The organism is Sphingobacteriaceae bacterium GW460-11-11-14-LB5 (assembly GCA_002151545.1).
In the GTDB taxonomy this organism is placed as follows: Bacteria; Bacteroidota; Bacteroidia; order Sphingobacteriales; family Sphingobacteriaceae; genus Pedobacter.
Genome location: CP021237.1, coordinates 318,100 through 334,065, shown reverse-complemented (window position 1 = coordinate 334,065; position 15,966 = coordinate 318,100). Strand labels below are relative to the sequence as shown.

8 protein-coding genes are annotated in these 15,966 nt (G+C 40.2%); 1 reads left to right on the top strand and 7 read right to left on the bottom strand.

Annotated elements, in window-relative coordinates; genetic code table 11:
- Nucleotides 1-59: 59 nt before the first annotated feature.
- Nucleotides 60-404, top strand: a complete 345-nt coding sequence (locus CA265_01320) for a hypothetical protein (GenBank protein ARS38399.1) — start codon at nt 60-62, stop codon at nt 402-404.
- A gap of 33 nt (nt 405-437) precedes the next feature.
- Here the strand turns inward: CA265_01320 and CA265_01315 are convergent, their stop codons facing one another.
- The 7 genes from CA265_01315 to CA265_01285 all read right to left on the bottom strand — a co-directional run bounded on the left by CA265_01315 (nt 438) and on the right by CA265_01285 (nt 15,943).
- Nucleotides 438-2,261: an alpha-1,3-galactosidase B gene (locus tag CA265_01315; GenBank protein ID ARS42846.1), complete on the bottom strand. Its 1,824-nt coding sequence runs from the start codon at nt 2,259-2,261 to the stop codon at nt 438-440.
- Nucleotides 2,262-2,902: 641 nt separating this feature from the next.
- The gene (locus CA265_01310) at nt 2,903-4,177 is read right to left on the bottom strand and encodes a hypothetical protein (GenBank protein ARS38398.1); all 1,275 of its coding nucleotides are present in this window, start codon (nt 4,175-4,177) and stop codon (nt 2,903-2,905) included.
- A gap of 37 nt (nt 4,178-4,214) precedes the next feature.
- The gene (locus tag CA265_01305) at nt 4,215-6,560 is read right to left on the bottom strand and encodes a hypothetical protein (protein ID ARS38397.1); all 2,346 of its coding nucleotides are present in this window, start codon (nt 6,558-6,560) and stop codon (nt 4,215-4,217) included.
- A 40-nt stretch (nt 6,561-6,600) separates the two neighbouring features.
- Entirely contained in the window at nt 6,601-9,309 is a 2,709-nt protein-coding gene (locus CA265_01300; GenBank protein ARS38396.1) for a hypothetical protein, read from the bottom strand.
- Entirely contained in the window at nt 9,306-11,465 is a 2,160-nt protein-coding gene (locus tag CA265_01295) for a hypothetical protein (protein ARS38395.1), read from the bottom strand. Before CA265_01295 ends, CA265_01300 begins: the two co-directional genes overlap by 4 nt.
- An 88-nt stretch (nt 11,466-11,553) precedes the next feature.
- On the bottom strand, nt 11,554-14,862 hold the full coding sequence (locus tag CA265_01290; GenBank protein ARS42845.1) for a glycoside hydrolase: 3,309 nt from the start codon (nt 14,860-14,862) through the stop codon (nt 11,554-11,556).
- A 100-nt stretch (nt 14,863-14,962) separates the two neighbouring features.
- Nucleotides 14,963-15,943, bottom strand: coding sequence for a phytanoyl-CoA dioxygenase family protein (locus CA265_01285; GenBank protein ID ARS38394.1), 981 nt, complete (start codon nt 15,941-15,943; stop codon nt 14,963-14,965).
- Nucleotides 15,944-15,966: the final 23 nt, after the last annotated feature.

Here is a 15,966-nt window from a genome sequence, read left to right as displayed (position 1 = left end):
ATGCTTTCCGTAATTTCAATGTTTTAAAATTATACAAGATGAGTGTGCATATAGGCTTAATGATCTGGAAGGAAATGAAGCAGAAAGATATTTCTGTTTCAGACATTGCTGCCGCGCTTGAGATCAGCAAAACAAAGGCACAGGAAATGCTGAATGCCGCAACGATTGATATCCTGACGCTGGTACGCGTGAGTGAATTCCTGAATTACAATTTTTTCAGCTATTACGAAAGCGGAAAGGTTTTCTCCAAGATCGAGCTACAGGAAAAAAAACGGCTGACAGCAGAGGTTGATAGGTTAAAGGCTTTGCTCACTGAAAAGAACAAAGCCCTCGAACTTCAGGAAAGGTTAAATAAGATTCAGCTCAGTACAATTTCACTATTGGAAAAAGGCCAGTTTAGGTAATCTGACTTTAGGAAGTAAAGATTCCTTTGAGCATTATTTAACGGAAAGATCTGTTACCTGTCCGTTAACCGAATTATTCCTGATATCCGCGCGAACGACACGATTAAAACTGATTACATTTTTATTGGCATGAAATGCCGGATATTCTTTGTTCATGATTATTTTATTGTCGCTAAACGTTAGTCCATCAACTGATTTTGCATATAAAATCGGATAGTCAAACGTGTCAAATTGATTATGATGTATCCGTATTCCCGAATGAAAATATTTCTTTTGGTTCTTAAGATCCGGAATTTCCGGATAGATGGAGATAACTGCACTTGTAAACTGATACATACTGGTTAAAGCATTCACAAATTTATTATCTGTGATTTCTATGTCCCTGCAGGCACCGGTTTCATACCAGCCGTTACTGTCGCCGCAGAGCAAAATAGCAGTTCCGGATGTATGGTCAAACAGATTTCGGGCCACCAATGTTTTTTTGGGGGTACTGAAGAGTGCTCCTCTTGCCCTATTATTCCTGATGGTGTTGCCGGTAAATTGCACGGCAGGTGTCCAGGTTAAGTTTTCAATCCCGATATCCTGTTTTGAAGGATCTATTTCTGCATCCAGCTCCTTTGTAAATTCAATCTTAAATGATTTGATCGGATCGCTTTCATTGCCCCTTATGGGTTCGATAGCGGCAATGGTATTTTTAACATCCCACAGCTCCATTGTTTTGGATTGGATAAACTGTACACTGTCGCCTGCATAACCCCAGTCAAAGCCATAACTCTGGCTATGCATATAATTACCAATAACCGTTTTGCTATCAATCTTTTTAACTAATTTCAGGTAGGTACCATGTATGTTAATCGCATCATCCATCATCCCTTCATATAAGCCATTCTTTGAGGTAATAATACCTTTACAACCAGAAAAATGTGTTGCATCTGCTTGCGTGGTAAAATATCTTGGATCATGATCGCCTCTTAAACACACGCCGAAACCATCCATATAAATATTTTCTGTTAACTGGGCCAACAGTCCCATGCCCTCAGCATAATGCACTTTTACATTCACCAAACTGATGTTTTTACCTTTATGCACAAAGATACCCGGTGCAGGGCGCGCCCAGCTTCTCATGGCGATTACAGTACCAGGAACCAGCTTCTTGTTTTTCCAGTTGTAAGCCCTTATTTTACCTGGTGATATTTCGGAAACACCTTTCGTTCCTACCCGGATATCTCCGGTATTAAAAACAATATGTTTGGTTTTGCCTTCAAATGCAATGCCCGATGTTGGTTGCATTTGCCATCCCTCTCCTGTATTATAAAATACGCTGTCTTTGATCAAATATTTCACCCATGGCGCGGTTTCAAAAACGATATTTCCCTTTATGGTATCATTTTCAATAATTTTGACCTGTGCAATTTGTGGTTTTTCAAAATCGATACTTAGGTTTTGGAGTTTTACATTACTTGCCTCCACAAGTGCAACTGGAAGCATACGCCCATGGAACATTAAATCAGCACCATTGCCTTCAATCGTGAGGTTTTTGAATTGTTCCAGTGCTATTCCAACAGTTTTCGGATTATTCTGATCGTGATTGGAAACGTAATACGTTTTTATTGCGGCTCCTTCGGGATAAAAATCATATCGCCCTTTTTTAAACTTTACGACTACGGAGTCATTGTATTTTGTTTCATTTTTAATCTTCTTAAGTACCTCCGATAACTTTGATGTACTGTTTTTTCCATTGTTGGGTATAATTCCGTAAGTAGAAAGATGATAAACTTTCACTTTTGTCTGCGCACTTAGGGAAAGGGTTAAACTGAAAAATATAATGGATAGGCTTATAATTTTTAAGCGCTTCAATGCATTCGGTAAGCTCATCATATGATTATCTTAATATTAAATAGGCTTTGGTTAGAAATGACCACAGGCATATTATTAATATACCCTGTGCCATCATAATTGTTATGGTAAAAATTTGTTCTCTAAAGTTATAAAAGCAGCATCATTATTAGCCAAATAAAAGCCTTTAATTTTAGCTCAAACGTTTGTTCGACCGCAACAATATCAGGTGCCAATAAAAAGCTGTCTGATAAGATTTCATAAACAAATAACTGATTTAAGCGCTATTAACCAAAACAAAAAACCATGGTTACGGCATAGTTGTGAATTGTTGAGTTTATTATAAATATATTATCAGACAAACGTTTGCTGAAAAAAACTAAATGGCAGCAAAAAATGTATTGCAAGCAATTTACATTATCGCATCTACATTTTATATTACTGTACCAGCGTTTTATATTATCGCATCCGCATTTTATATTATTGCATGTGCATTTTATATTATCGCATGTGCACTTTATATTATTACATGTGCATTTTATATTATCGCACCTGCATTTTATATTATTGTATCTGCATTTTATATCAATGCATCAGCATTGGCTTATATAAGCCTTCAATTCCAGCCTGAACCAATTGTCAGATGGTTTTGTATTGAAGGATTATTTCAGCTTTTCGAACATCATAATGGCGGTATACAAAACGCCGGCTTCGCCCCTAAAAGTTCCCGAGCCTCTTGGTTTATTATCTACCGAATACCATTCATAAAAACCATTATTGTCTTTTACCCTTTTCACCATCGGAAGCATTTGTTCATACGCTTCTTCAACAAATCCATACTTAATTAACTGCTGAATCATTCGGCCGCCAAACCAGGTCCAATCGCCACCGTTTTGGTAACTGTACTCGGGGTTCATAATTTTGTTTTCAAAATATCCCTTCGGGTAAGGCGGATATAAGGTTAATCCTATTGAGCCGGCGCCCGCCTGTTTTACCCTTTTCACCATTTCATCCAACGATACTTTTACTTCCTTTTTACTCAACAATCCGGCTTCAATGGCAATGGTGGTCCCGCCGAAATAGTAAATCTTATGCTCATCAAAATCCGCAGGGAAAGGCGAACCTTTCAGATAAATATGCGGAATAAACTTTTGCGCTTTTTTATCCCATAAATACTTCCGGCAGTTTTGGGCTACTTCTTTTTTGATCACATTCCATTTTTGCTGAATTGCCGGCAGCATTTCCGTCAGGTTATTTAAAGCGATCAGAAACATGGCATTATCGTAAATATCAATAGCCGTGTGTGTATTATGATCCAAATCAACTCCCCAACCGTGTTCAGGTTGTACGTCGCCCCAATCGGCTGTTGTAGCGCCTATAATTAACCCGTATTGTTTGTTAAACCGGTTTTTCATGAGGAAATCCATAGCCCACTCCAATCGTTTACCGACCGTTTTATCACCTACTTTTTCGTCCAAAATACTTCGATCGCCTGTTAGTTGAATGTATTTGTAAACGGCCTGAACCAAAGAGCTTTCCTGATCGGTTTCGACGGTATTCTTGTGCGCGGCATAACGAGACTCTAATTTCGAATATGAAAAATCGGATGCAGCAGTACCTACTTTTTCAATCGGGGTAAATCCATCTATTATATTGCCATCTTCCCCCTGCATTCTGCAAAAAACCAACAGGTTTTCTTTCAAAACTTCCTTTTGATTTACCTGGGCGGCCAGTCCGATAAAAGTGTTGTAATCGCGGATCCATACTTCGCGATAGCCATCGCCAGCATTAAATCCTGATTTCATTACTTCCAGGGCTTTGTTTTTTACAAATGGAAAATAAGCTTCGTTCTGAATTTTAAATTCACCATTTTTGACTTGTGCGGAACTACTTGCAAAGGCAAATAATAATCCTATTAACGCATAATAACTTCTCATATATTTTTAGTTTTTGAACCAGCTGATTAAAAATTATTTATTTCGAAATGATTTCCGGGTTGCCTATGGTTTTAATAATAAATCGATTGGTTAATTCTTGATCTTCCGTAAACTGGCAATCAAATTTTATCATGTGTTTTCCAGCTTTTAGCACAGGAATCGTTTGTTTTAAAGCAATATTCTTCATAAAAGCACCTTTCTTGTTATACAACTTGATGCTGGTTCCATCACAAACCAATGAACTTCCCGCTTCGTAGTCGCCAGGTAATTCCATTTTAAAATAACCATCTAATTCTAACCAGGGATTGCTGATTTTTCCTTCTTTACCCATAAAGGTTAAGGTAAAATTAAGCGGCTGTTCTGCTTCTTTGTTTGTAAATTCCCATTGAGAAAAAGTAGGCTCGCCCGGTTGAAGGTTTTTCTTCTCATGTTCAAATTTGTATTTCTTAAAGGGATACAGTTTCCAGCTGTTATTTACTTTTTCAAGATGAAAATCGTTTTCCGGTTTTTTCAATCGGGCAGTCTGTTCAGCAGAGAAAATGTTCGACCTGTAGGCTTCCTGCCAAAGTTTAACCAATGCAAGTAACTTGCCCGTATTCGGGTTGGTTTGAAGGCTTTTATATCGGGCTACCAATGCAAAACCTGCATGATAACCCGCAGCACGGGCCATCATCCATTCAATATCCTCTTCGGTAGTTGTTGATGAAAGTAAAAACCATCCCAACATATTGGGCATGTAATTACGCTCAAGAAAAGGCTGGTTTTCTAAACGGTAATCGCCCTGAGATTCGCGGAATCCACCATACCAGGGCTCTCCCCAATTCCAGTAATGACAAAGATGCCAGTAGTAGTGGTAAGAGCGGCTTGTGCCATTTACCAAAGTCTGTTTGGTATCCTTAATTACTTTATCGGCAAAAACCTGCATCCCATATTCACCTTCACCTGCCGATAAACAACCTTCATGGCCATCAAAATCCATATGAGAAACACCAGTTTCATTAAAGAAACGACTCAGATTCCCCGCGATTTCCTGTTGTAATTCGAAATTAGGAAACAAAGTATTATATGGATAATCGAACAGCATACCGGCCGTTTCACCTTTTGGATGATCAACAGCTTTTGTACCATACATGCCCCGCTGGCAATCCAATAATTTATATGGCGCCGCTGCCGAAACCTCTCTAAAACGAATGATTTCATCTCCGATTTTTACCGCATGTAACGTACTGGATTTTATATTTTTAAAATATTGATCAGATAAAACCGGGATTTCATTTGCAGTTGCACTTATATTTTCAGTCAAAACCGATGAACCTGTTATGGAAAGACGTTTATCGGGAATTGGTGTTACATAAGGGTCGTTGGTATTAATAAAAGTGCTCAGGGTATGTACCCCAATTCTTAAACCTTTTTTACTGGCTTTATCCACACAGGCTTTCATCCCCGCTAGTCCGTTTGGAAAAGCATTAGCATCCAAAATAAAATGCCCCCATGATTTAAAGGGCCCCTCGTGATACAATGAAGCCAAACCGGCCTGCTGCGTATAATCCAGCATGGCATCGACTGTTTTTTCATTAAAATCAGAGATCAGATAGGCGCTTCCGGTCTCGGGCGATTGTTTGAACCAAACGCCATTAATCAGTGCATGAGGAAGACCTTCTGCTACCTCAATTGCGCCAATGCGTGATAAAACCTGTGGCTCAGCACATCCAAAAAGAGCGATTTTAGAACCTATGGTGGTTTCGTTTGGAATGGCCTTTACAGGCATTTCGGGGCGGCCCCAAACGGTAATTTTTCGATCTTTCGAACGATCCAAACTAAATGCCTGCAAACTACTTCCATAAGATTGTGCAATCGCAGTTGAACCGCGTAATTCATTGGCACCTTCATCATTATTTAAAACACCGCCAACTGTTTTTGGATTTAAAGCCTGGATGCCGATAGCGTATTCCCCATCGCGCACCACCCCGACCACTTCACCAATCGTTTTGTTGATAATGGTTGGGTAAGATCCCCAAACCACTGCATTTACTTTATCCTTCTCCTCCATTTTCAGCAACTCAAAAGTGAGGTGTGTTTTCTTTTGGGCTACTTTAACCTGAACTGTAACTTTTACAGGCTGATAAACGAACGTAATTATGCCCGATTTAAAAGTAGCTTCAGCGGGCTGATACCACTCCTTGCCTACCCGGATTTGTAATAATGGTGCTTTTTCGCCAGTGGCGAGGTAATTTTTACCTGAAACAGGGTTCGACAGTGCAGTTATTTGTCCTTTAGCAGACAAATTAAGGCTCAAACCTTCGCTTTTTAGACTGATCTGCTGTGCCGAGGTGCTCAGAAATGGTATAAAGAAGATTAAAAAAATAGTGGTTATTTTTTTCATGTATGCAATTGGTTAATTTTTAATTAATAAACAACCCTTGTTACTGGTTGATGGCAGTGGCTACTGTGGCTTTCCTTTCATGAAAATCCGGTTTCAAAATAAAGCTGGCAGGTGCATACGCTTTTAACGGAAAGGTCAGCCTGCCCCCTTTTACAGGGATTGGCTTACCGGTTATTTCGCCACGAAGATTTACAGGTATTGCACTTGTGTAATTTGATCTGTTCGGTAAAGTAACGATGACATTGCCCGAAATACCTCCCTGTTCCCACAAGCGCAAAAGCGTTCCCTTACCATCAGGATTTTCGCCAAAGGCGGTTACTAAAACACTTGCCCTTGAAATTGTTATGCCCTGATTTTTTAAGGGTAGCTTCCCTGCTTCTCCGCTTGCAACTCCCGTTAACAGGGGCAAACGAGCCTCCCATGAATTTCGGGTGAGATTTGGAACGGTTGGTGTATGCTGATCAATTGCCCATATGCGAACCCGTTCAGTCCATGAACCTTCCTGCCATAATGGAAAATTAGTATTCCACATGTTATTATAAATGTTGACAAATATGGATGGAATCTTTGGTACATGAGTCAGGGAAAATTTCCATAACCCAGGTTCGCCCAGACTAATCAAAGGAGAATCCATTGGCGATAGGGCAACTCCCGACTGATCTGTCTGTGTAATTGAAACGCCAGAATTTACAGCCATCAAATAACTATTGGTGCTCGAAATAATATCTCTTGCCGGATTTACCGGACCACCCAAACGCCCTACCGTAAATGTCGGTTCCTTAACCGCAAAAGGGAAACAAAGCCAGCCACCTTCAGGTTGTTTGTCTGGTGTTTTAGCATTAACCGACCATTCAACATCTACATAAGCCGCATTTCGGGGAAAGGTAAATGTTAAGGTGTATTTACCGGCAAAACCTTTTGTATCAGAAACGGTCAGGGTCGCAATATCGGCCAGGTCAGCATGAGATACTATGATTTTCCAGTCATCTGGCGTAAATGCAACATAAGGTGCTTTTTGAGCATTAAGCATGCCGGGTTTTCCCAAATCATTTAAACCCCAGCCGTCTTTTATCCTGCTGTAGGCATTAAACCATTGATCTACTTCATTTGTACTGAAGCGTTCGTGTAAAAACTGACCTACAACATATTTTGAAGATTGATCAACTAATTCACGACCTGTCTTTTTTTCTATTAATGACGATATGCCTCCTCTTTTTAAATCAAAAACTACGTTGAAATAGGGCGTACTGAACGACGTTTTTTCATCAGTAGAAATGGTTTCTTTTTTCATTTCTGAGGCTGATATGGAAACATATCCTCCTGCAGGCACATCTTTCACAAAAATAGATTCCCCTGGATTCCAGGGATTCGCAACCATTCCGGATCGGGCCCATGACAGTGGGTTGTATACCGTCATGCGTTTTCCTTTTATATTCACCGCATTCGCCAGTAAATCGAGATGGGTCTTTAACTCGCCGCTTACGATGTCATTTGTGTTGAGGATATACTGACGTTTTACATCATAAGAATTCAGCCACTTTCTTTTACTCCCCACTTTGGTATTATGCGCGTCGCTATTTTTCAGTTTTGAATAATCTCCATTTTCAGGAACAGGCTCTGCAGCAACTTCCGCCATCCACTTTTTCCAGTCCTCACCATAGCTATAACGCGGACCATATTCAGCATTCATACCCCAGGTATGTTCGGCATATAAAAGACTCTGCTCATAGCTTTTGGCCAGTTTTTCGGAAATGGATCCAGCAGGTATGCCCCAGATCCCCATTTGTGTATGCAGTCCGTCGAGTGCTGATTCTAATGGACGAATATTGCGTGCAATTTTGGTTTCCTGAGGATTTGAAAGTAATCCATGAATCCAGGTGTCTGGTGTATCCCCTTTGACCGTAGGCAGGTTTGGTTTTTCAGCTAAAACAGCTTTGGCAAAATCATCGAGGGTTCCAAAATGGATCTTTATCCCTGGCATTTCCTTTTTTGCGTAAGCTAACAATCTGGCGATATCTTGCTCATTAGGCGGGCCATGGTTATCACCTGTCATTTGCATGGCTAAATAATTTTTGCTGGGCCAGTCTTTTGTTGGTTTAATATCCGATCCGTATAAAGCGGTATAGTTGCACAATATCTTTGAACCATCAGCTCCTTCCCACCAGAAAAGTTCCGGAAAGCGCGGATACTGACTGGCGGGATTACAGCCCAACTGCAAAAATTTTATACCAGCATGGCTTAATAAAGTTGGCAATACCCAGGAATGGCTGGGCACATCGGTCATTTTTGCACTAATGGTTAAGGGAATCCCATAGGTGCGTGAAATTTTGGATGAATAACCAAGACCTCGAACTAAATCCTCATAATCTAATGACTCTGTATGCGTACTAAACGGGAGTCCATGAGCTACAATTGAGCCTGCTTTAATTGCTTTCTCTATCCTAGCTTTACGTTCCGGAGTTTGTAAAGGCCCCAGAATTTGGGCATACAAAGGCCAGCCAGGTACCGTCCAGGCAAACTGTTTTCCGTTTCCAGTGTTTTTTTCTATTACACTCAACGCATTATCCATCATTTCTTCACGGTAGCGTTTAAAAACATTTTCAGGTAAATCGGTAAAGCCCAGATCAAAATGCGTTTTAAATACGACCCATACATCAGTCACTTTTGAATTCACCGTTTTCTGCTCTTGTGCAGCTAATCCCGAAGTGAGCAGGACAAGAATAAAAAGTGCCTTTAGCTTCTTTATCATAAAAATTTCAATTCTACAGTTTCATTTACGGCTGTTTTAAAAGAAAGTTGAGCGCCTTCAATTATTTCAGCCTTTTTACCATTTCTGACCAATTGTACTTTGTGATCAGTCCATGGATTGACGATGTTACAAAGCCTTCCTTTTTCACTTACAATTTTAACGTCAGCAATAATTTCATTCTTTAAACTTGCGGAAACCAAGAAAGCACCCCATGTTCTGATATTTTTAAAACTTGCCTGCCTATTTTTGGGGAAGCCGTTAAACAAACGAATGTTATTTCCTGCGCTCATACAAAACATTTCATTGATTGCATTGGCTACCGTACAACTGTTTTCTATACCATGCGGATTGTTTAACTGGAAGCCGTTTGGATGCGTGTGCAAAGCGTATCGATGCAGTTCGTTCAGAATCACTTCGCGATCATATCCTACCCTAATGGCGGCTACAAAAAAACTACTCGATGTATTATTGTCCTGCCAGCGTTTCATTTCTCCGATAGTATTTCTGGAAACGGTGAGTAATTCTTCACTGCTATCAAGGGTAATTGCATTCGCCGGATAAATATGTTGTATACCTAAACCATTGTCGTTCCACCAGGCCGTACCTACTTCGGTATAACGGAAAACCTTTTTTCCTTCCCGCATTTGAACCGGAAAAGCACTCAGTTTGGCTAAAATTTCTTTCCACTTTGCCTGTTTGTTTTCATCTATTTTCAATGTAGAACTCAGGTCAATAATGAGGTTCAGGGCATTCCGGATCAACCCGAGCGATAAAACCGGGTTTTTATCATTTCCGGAACCTTCATGAATTGCATCTCCATAGATGACATATCTTCCATTTTCAGACTTTAGATAATCCTCCCAGAAATTCACAACCGCAAGTGCGTAGGGATATATCTTTTTACCGTAATTCGCATCATAAGTACAGCGCCACTGTTGTGCCATGTTTATTAATCCATAAGCTGCATTAGAGCGTTGACCTAAGAACAAACCTCCCTGTTCCTCATCTTTGCTGTTTAGGTGAGCAGGGTGATTACGGGTTACTTCGATTCCAAGCGGACCAATGCCTACAGGATATAAAATACCCCTTGTATGTGTTATATTTTTGGCATACCATGCACCTCTTTGCATAAAATCAATCAGCGGCGCATCATGTGGTTTTCCTTGTGCTAAACGGTTGGCAGAATACAGGGCGTAAAACGGGGCCTGAAAATTATAATTCAAATGATAATCCCCATTCCAGGCTGGTTTATCGGTAGTTGTCCAGCCAAATATTCCCGGTGGAAATTTTGGATCACGACTGCAGGCAGCCATGGTGTAAAGTCCCTGATAATAAGCTTTCATCAGTACAGTATCTTCCAGAGAAACGACCGATTTATTCCAGTACTGATCCCACCATTGATTATGCTGCTGCATCAAGGTTACCGTAGCATTTTTATTGATTTTTTTGATTCGACCGAGCACATATCCCAGCGGTTCTTTCTTTTTGAACCTGCTTTCAACAGCCAGGGCAACAATCATTTTTTTCCCAGGCTGTATTACAAGGTTACTGTCAGTATAATTGATAGATTTTAAGGCAATAGCCACTTCAGTAGCGATATCTACACTGTCGACAAATGCACGGGTAAGCCAGTAAGTATCATTTACCTTACCGCTTTTTAGTTTCGCATGTGGAGATTCAGGCACTGTTAGCTTAATGGAGACTTTTGCGGCTTTATTAATCGCATTGAGTTCAATAAATATTAAATTATCAGTTGCCGATACCCATGATTTTATTTCAATTTTTTGCCCGTTTTTATGAAGCAGGCAAGTCGTAACACCATTCTTGAGGCCTTGTTCAGCAGAAAAACCGGCGCCATCAAAACCTTCAATATTAAGATCAACAAAACCGGCTACACGCGGTCCGGACAAATTATCCGATTGTGATTTTAACCTCCAAAAATCATTTTTCGATACATAATAACGTAACTGATTGGTCTGATACCCCACACTCATTTCCACATCTCCATTTCCCATTAAAGGGGCATCAATAGAAACATGATTTGGGATATGAACAGGTGGCTTTGTCCAGTTATTTTTAAATTCAGGGGCATAACTTTGCGCAAAAGCCATGCTATTACCTAACAACAATAAAAAAAACAGCTTAATAACTTTCATGATTCTTTATTCATAGTTATAATTCCAGTTTATGCTTTTGTGATTTCCTCCTGATTGATATCTTTTCATATGATGCCCCGATCTAAATCTATTTGATTAATAAGAATTCCGAAACGCCCATAGCGGCCATATTCACTTTAGTAGTAGCTGACCTGTTCTCTCCTGATTTCATTTCGATAAAAGATTTTGGCTGCAATGATTTCCACACAAATTGTGTTTGCTGAACAGCTTGTTCCGGATTAAACAAACGCACTACATATGTTCCATCTGCATTTGGTGTAATGCTGGTCACCACAATTTTTGGATTGCTTAATTCGAAAAGTGTTGCCGGGAGTGTTTGCTCCTTTTTAACTGGCACGGCAATTAAAGGCTGCGTAAACTCGGCTGCAGCTTTTTCCATTTCAACATCATTCACCATATTGTGTGGGCGTAAAGCATATTTAAAATGAACTGCTCCTTCCTGATCAGCCTTGTAATTGGTATGCCAATAATTGTTCATCACATAACTAAACCAGGTTGAAGTGGGTTGCCCTTCTTTTTTCCATTCTTTATGCTTCGGTGGCATGGTCTGCCTTTCATCAATCATATTTCCTGGTTCTATCAAAGGCATTTCGAGTAACATCCATTGTATCCCTTTATCGGCTTTTGATACATCCAGCCATCTGCGGCCATACAGATAATCCATATTCGAACCTGGCAACTGATCTTTTAAATAACGCATGGTGCCATAACCGGCATCGATAGTTGTTTCGGTTAGCGCGGCATCAAAGGGATAACCGAAGTGAACGGCTTCTTTAGAACGAACTGATTTTTTATCTAAAATATTCTCGATCAACAGGGCATCGCTCCCCGCGAATAAAGACAATGTTCTTTCCAGTTTATTCGCGCCCGGTGCATCCGAAATAATCGACACCTTGGTCAGCACCGGCCCGTTCTCCATCACTTTTACCTGCACCTTCCCATTACTTACGGCCTCTTGTGGATTCATGCCCGGCACATACCAATAGCTGTTTAATCCCTGATTGCTAAAACCACCAACATAATTGAAATTATTTTCTGTTTTTAGTCCTGTAATACTGCCATTGATTTTGTCCCAGGTAAATCCAATTTTCCCATTCGAGATCGAATTTTCGGCAACAGTAAATTGACTTGCTGAGCTACTTGGCGCGTCATTAGAAATTTCATAAGTCGCGGTACCTAAAGCGGGTACATCGGCCATAAACACATAGTTTCCGTTACTTAGTTTTTGTAAAGGTTTTTTATTGCCTGCCGCATCTTTTACTGATCGCCCTGCTATGGTTCCCGATAGTACGACCGGTCCGGTCCTTTTCCAGGATGAAGTATTGAATACCGCAATTTTTTTAGACTTTGAATCGGTTAATGGTTGCAATAAATTTTCTTCCAAATTATTAATCTGCGCATCTCCATCGAGCATAAATTGTTTTTTAATGCGCCATTGTTCGGTAACAAATGGTACATCAGGCTCGGTGATGCTGTTGTGCGCGCCCCAGGTATGCTCATGAAACATGATAATATTCGTCCAGGCCTCGTAAAACTGCTGCGCATTGTATTGCTTGGCGTTTAACATCGAATACAATGTTGTTAATTGCTGCAAATGCAAACTATTGGTTCTGTTTTTTCCTTCTTCAGAAGCGGTAGAAACCGCCCCATCTTCCCAGTAGGGACTAATATCTCCTTTAACTGTTGGGATCTGCGCTCCGTATCGCTTTTCAAAAGTTTCAAAAAGTTTTTCGGTTGTATTGAGTACAATTTTTGGAGAAGCATATTTTTCATTCCATTGTTTTACAAAATCGGAAACTCCGGTATCAATTGGTCCATTATCTGCCACAATATTGTACCTCCATTGTACTGTTTCATAAGGATAATTTTTGGCGGTAAGCTCTTGTAAATAGGCTGCTATTTTTTTTGGTCCGCGATCAAATACGCCACCTATGGCTGTTCCATGCCAGGAGGAATAGCCTTTGGCACCCGTCCAGAATAATACTTTTTCTTCTCCTGAGGGTGATGTCCACCATACCGGTTTATCGCCCCAGGCTTTTACAAAATATCCTGCCCTATCGCCCAGGTAAGGGTGATCTTCGCCCATAAAATTTGGCCCGCTCGAAAAATATTTTACTCCTCCTTTGGATAAAGCGGTTACTGTAGACCAGGCAAAACCCGGGATATCCGAAATCATGGCACTGTTAATTTCGAAACCAAATTCTTTTCTGAGTTGAGCGGCATAATCTGTGTAGTGAAACATTTCTTCAGGCTGGCTTAAACCCGTAAGAATATTGGCATACAAAGCCGATAAACAAATACTTCCCTCTTTTACGGCTTTAACAAATTTTTCCTTTTGTGTTGGTGAGGCCTGTTTCAAATAATTTTCGACTGCCCATAACGATTCTATATTCCATTTGAATTTGGCTTCCACAGGATAATCTTTCGTTTTTTCGATCATCGCCAAAGCATCATCAATATTTTTAAGGTGAATTTTTAAAACCTCAGGTTGGAGGTGCGAGTAACCAATATCGGTATGGGAGTGGTGTATGAAATTTAATTCGCGATAAACAACCGGTTTTACAGCGATAAACTTATTAACCAATGTTTTTCCAGCCGAAACGGCCAAAATCCGAACACTGTCATCCTTTTTTACGGCATTTACAGGGATATCAAAATTGTTTACACCATCTTTTATCACGAAAGCATAAGATTCGCTATTATTTACTTTAACCTTAAGTTGTTCATCTTTTCCAAAATGCAAAGCGGTTAATACAATAGGCTGTTTTCCATTTTTCAATAGAAAAGGCATGGGATTAATATCCACTTTTTCTTCGAATGAAAATTTGAAGGTCATGTACCAATCATTGCTATTTTGCGCCTGACCAATCACTTTAATCCGTATCGCCTGTCCCGGTTTTACCTTACTCGCAGGCAAACGTAAGAAAGCCAGCCCGTGGGCATCATTGGCACCATCTCTTTTGGTTTGTTGAAAAACCAATGCAGAACCATCTTCTGCCTTGGAAATCCAATCGGGTGTCTTATTTCCTGGTAGTGTAGTAAAGGTTAATAATTTCTGATCGTTAACATATAAATCAAAATTGCGGTTACCGCTACTGGTAGCCGTAGAATGTGCGGCTACCCAACTGAAATAAACATAATCACCTTTACTGTTTTGCGGGATTTTAGCGGTTTCCCATTCGATGGTTTTCTTTCCATCAGTAGCCCGGGTTAACAAAGCACTGGTGGCATAATCCGGAAAAGCCGAAAAGTAAGTGATGTTTTCGCCACTTATTTCTTTTGCAAAACCGTTGATCCAGTTGATTTTCCCAAAATAGGGCACTTCTTTCTGCGCCAATGCTGTTTGCGCAAACAGGGTAATGATCAGTAACAGCATTGCATTTTTAAGACTGCCGTAAAAGTTATTTAAAAACATATCTGATTGATTTAGATGTGGTATATAAAATTTCATTTTTAAGGGAAAAGTATCGTTCGAATTATTGGGTATCGTAATCGTATAACTCCTTATAATCCACTTTAGGGATTGCTTTTCCGAAAGCTGCTAATTCTTTATCTCCATCAAATAAAAGGGGGAAAAATTTACCATCAAGCTGTTGATCCTGGGGCATTGGCGGAAAGCTGCTTAAGGCTTCCTGCCTGTGGTACCCCGCAGTGTTTCCAAGCGTATGCGCACTCATTGTATTCAGCACTGTTGCTCTTCTTGGTCGATTAGCAGTATTGGCATAAGAGCCATGCATCATCAGGGGGTGATGAAAACTGGCGTAACCCTTTGGCAGTTCATTAGGTACCCGTTTTTCAAATGCCTCCAATTGTTCTTTATTTAATATCGTTCTCACGGCGTCCATATCACCTGTTAAACCGGTAATCGGGAGCAGTCCCCATTTATGACTTCCGGGAACAAAATAAAGGCAGCCATTTTCGGTATTGGCATCATCCAATCCGATCCAGCAGGTAAGGTGATGCATGGGTTTGGTGAACGTCCAGTACGAAAAATCCTGATGCCAGGCCACTACGCCGCCATGTTTAGCCGGCTTGCAGAACAATTGATCATGAAAAATCCTAAAAGATTGCCCCAACAACTGATAAGCAGCCATGCGAAAGGCAGGTGCCCATAATAAATCGTGAAAGCCAGGCGTTAAACGCCAGGCGCCAATGGCATGAAAAAGTACTTTGTCCGGATCTTCTGATTCGTTGCTTTCATAGTGATAAAATAGTTTTTTATCGGCTTCATTTAAGGACTGTAATTTAATCAGCTCTGCATTAAGCAGATTTACCTGTTCTTCAGACAGAATTTTAATCCCTTTGATGAAACCATCTTTTTTAAAAGCAGCCACCTGTTCATCAGACAACATGTATTGCTCCCATTCTTTTGCAGATTTTGGTTGAACAAACATATTGGCGATTGGATGGCTATAATCGGCCAGATCATTAGACAGATGGAGATTTACCTTTTCCATATTATTTTTCTTAAAGCTTAAAA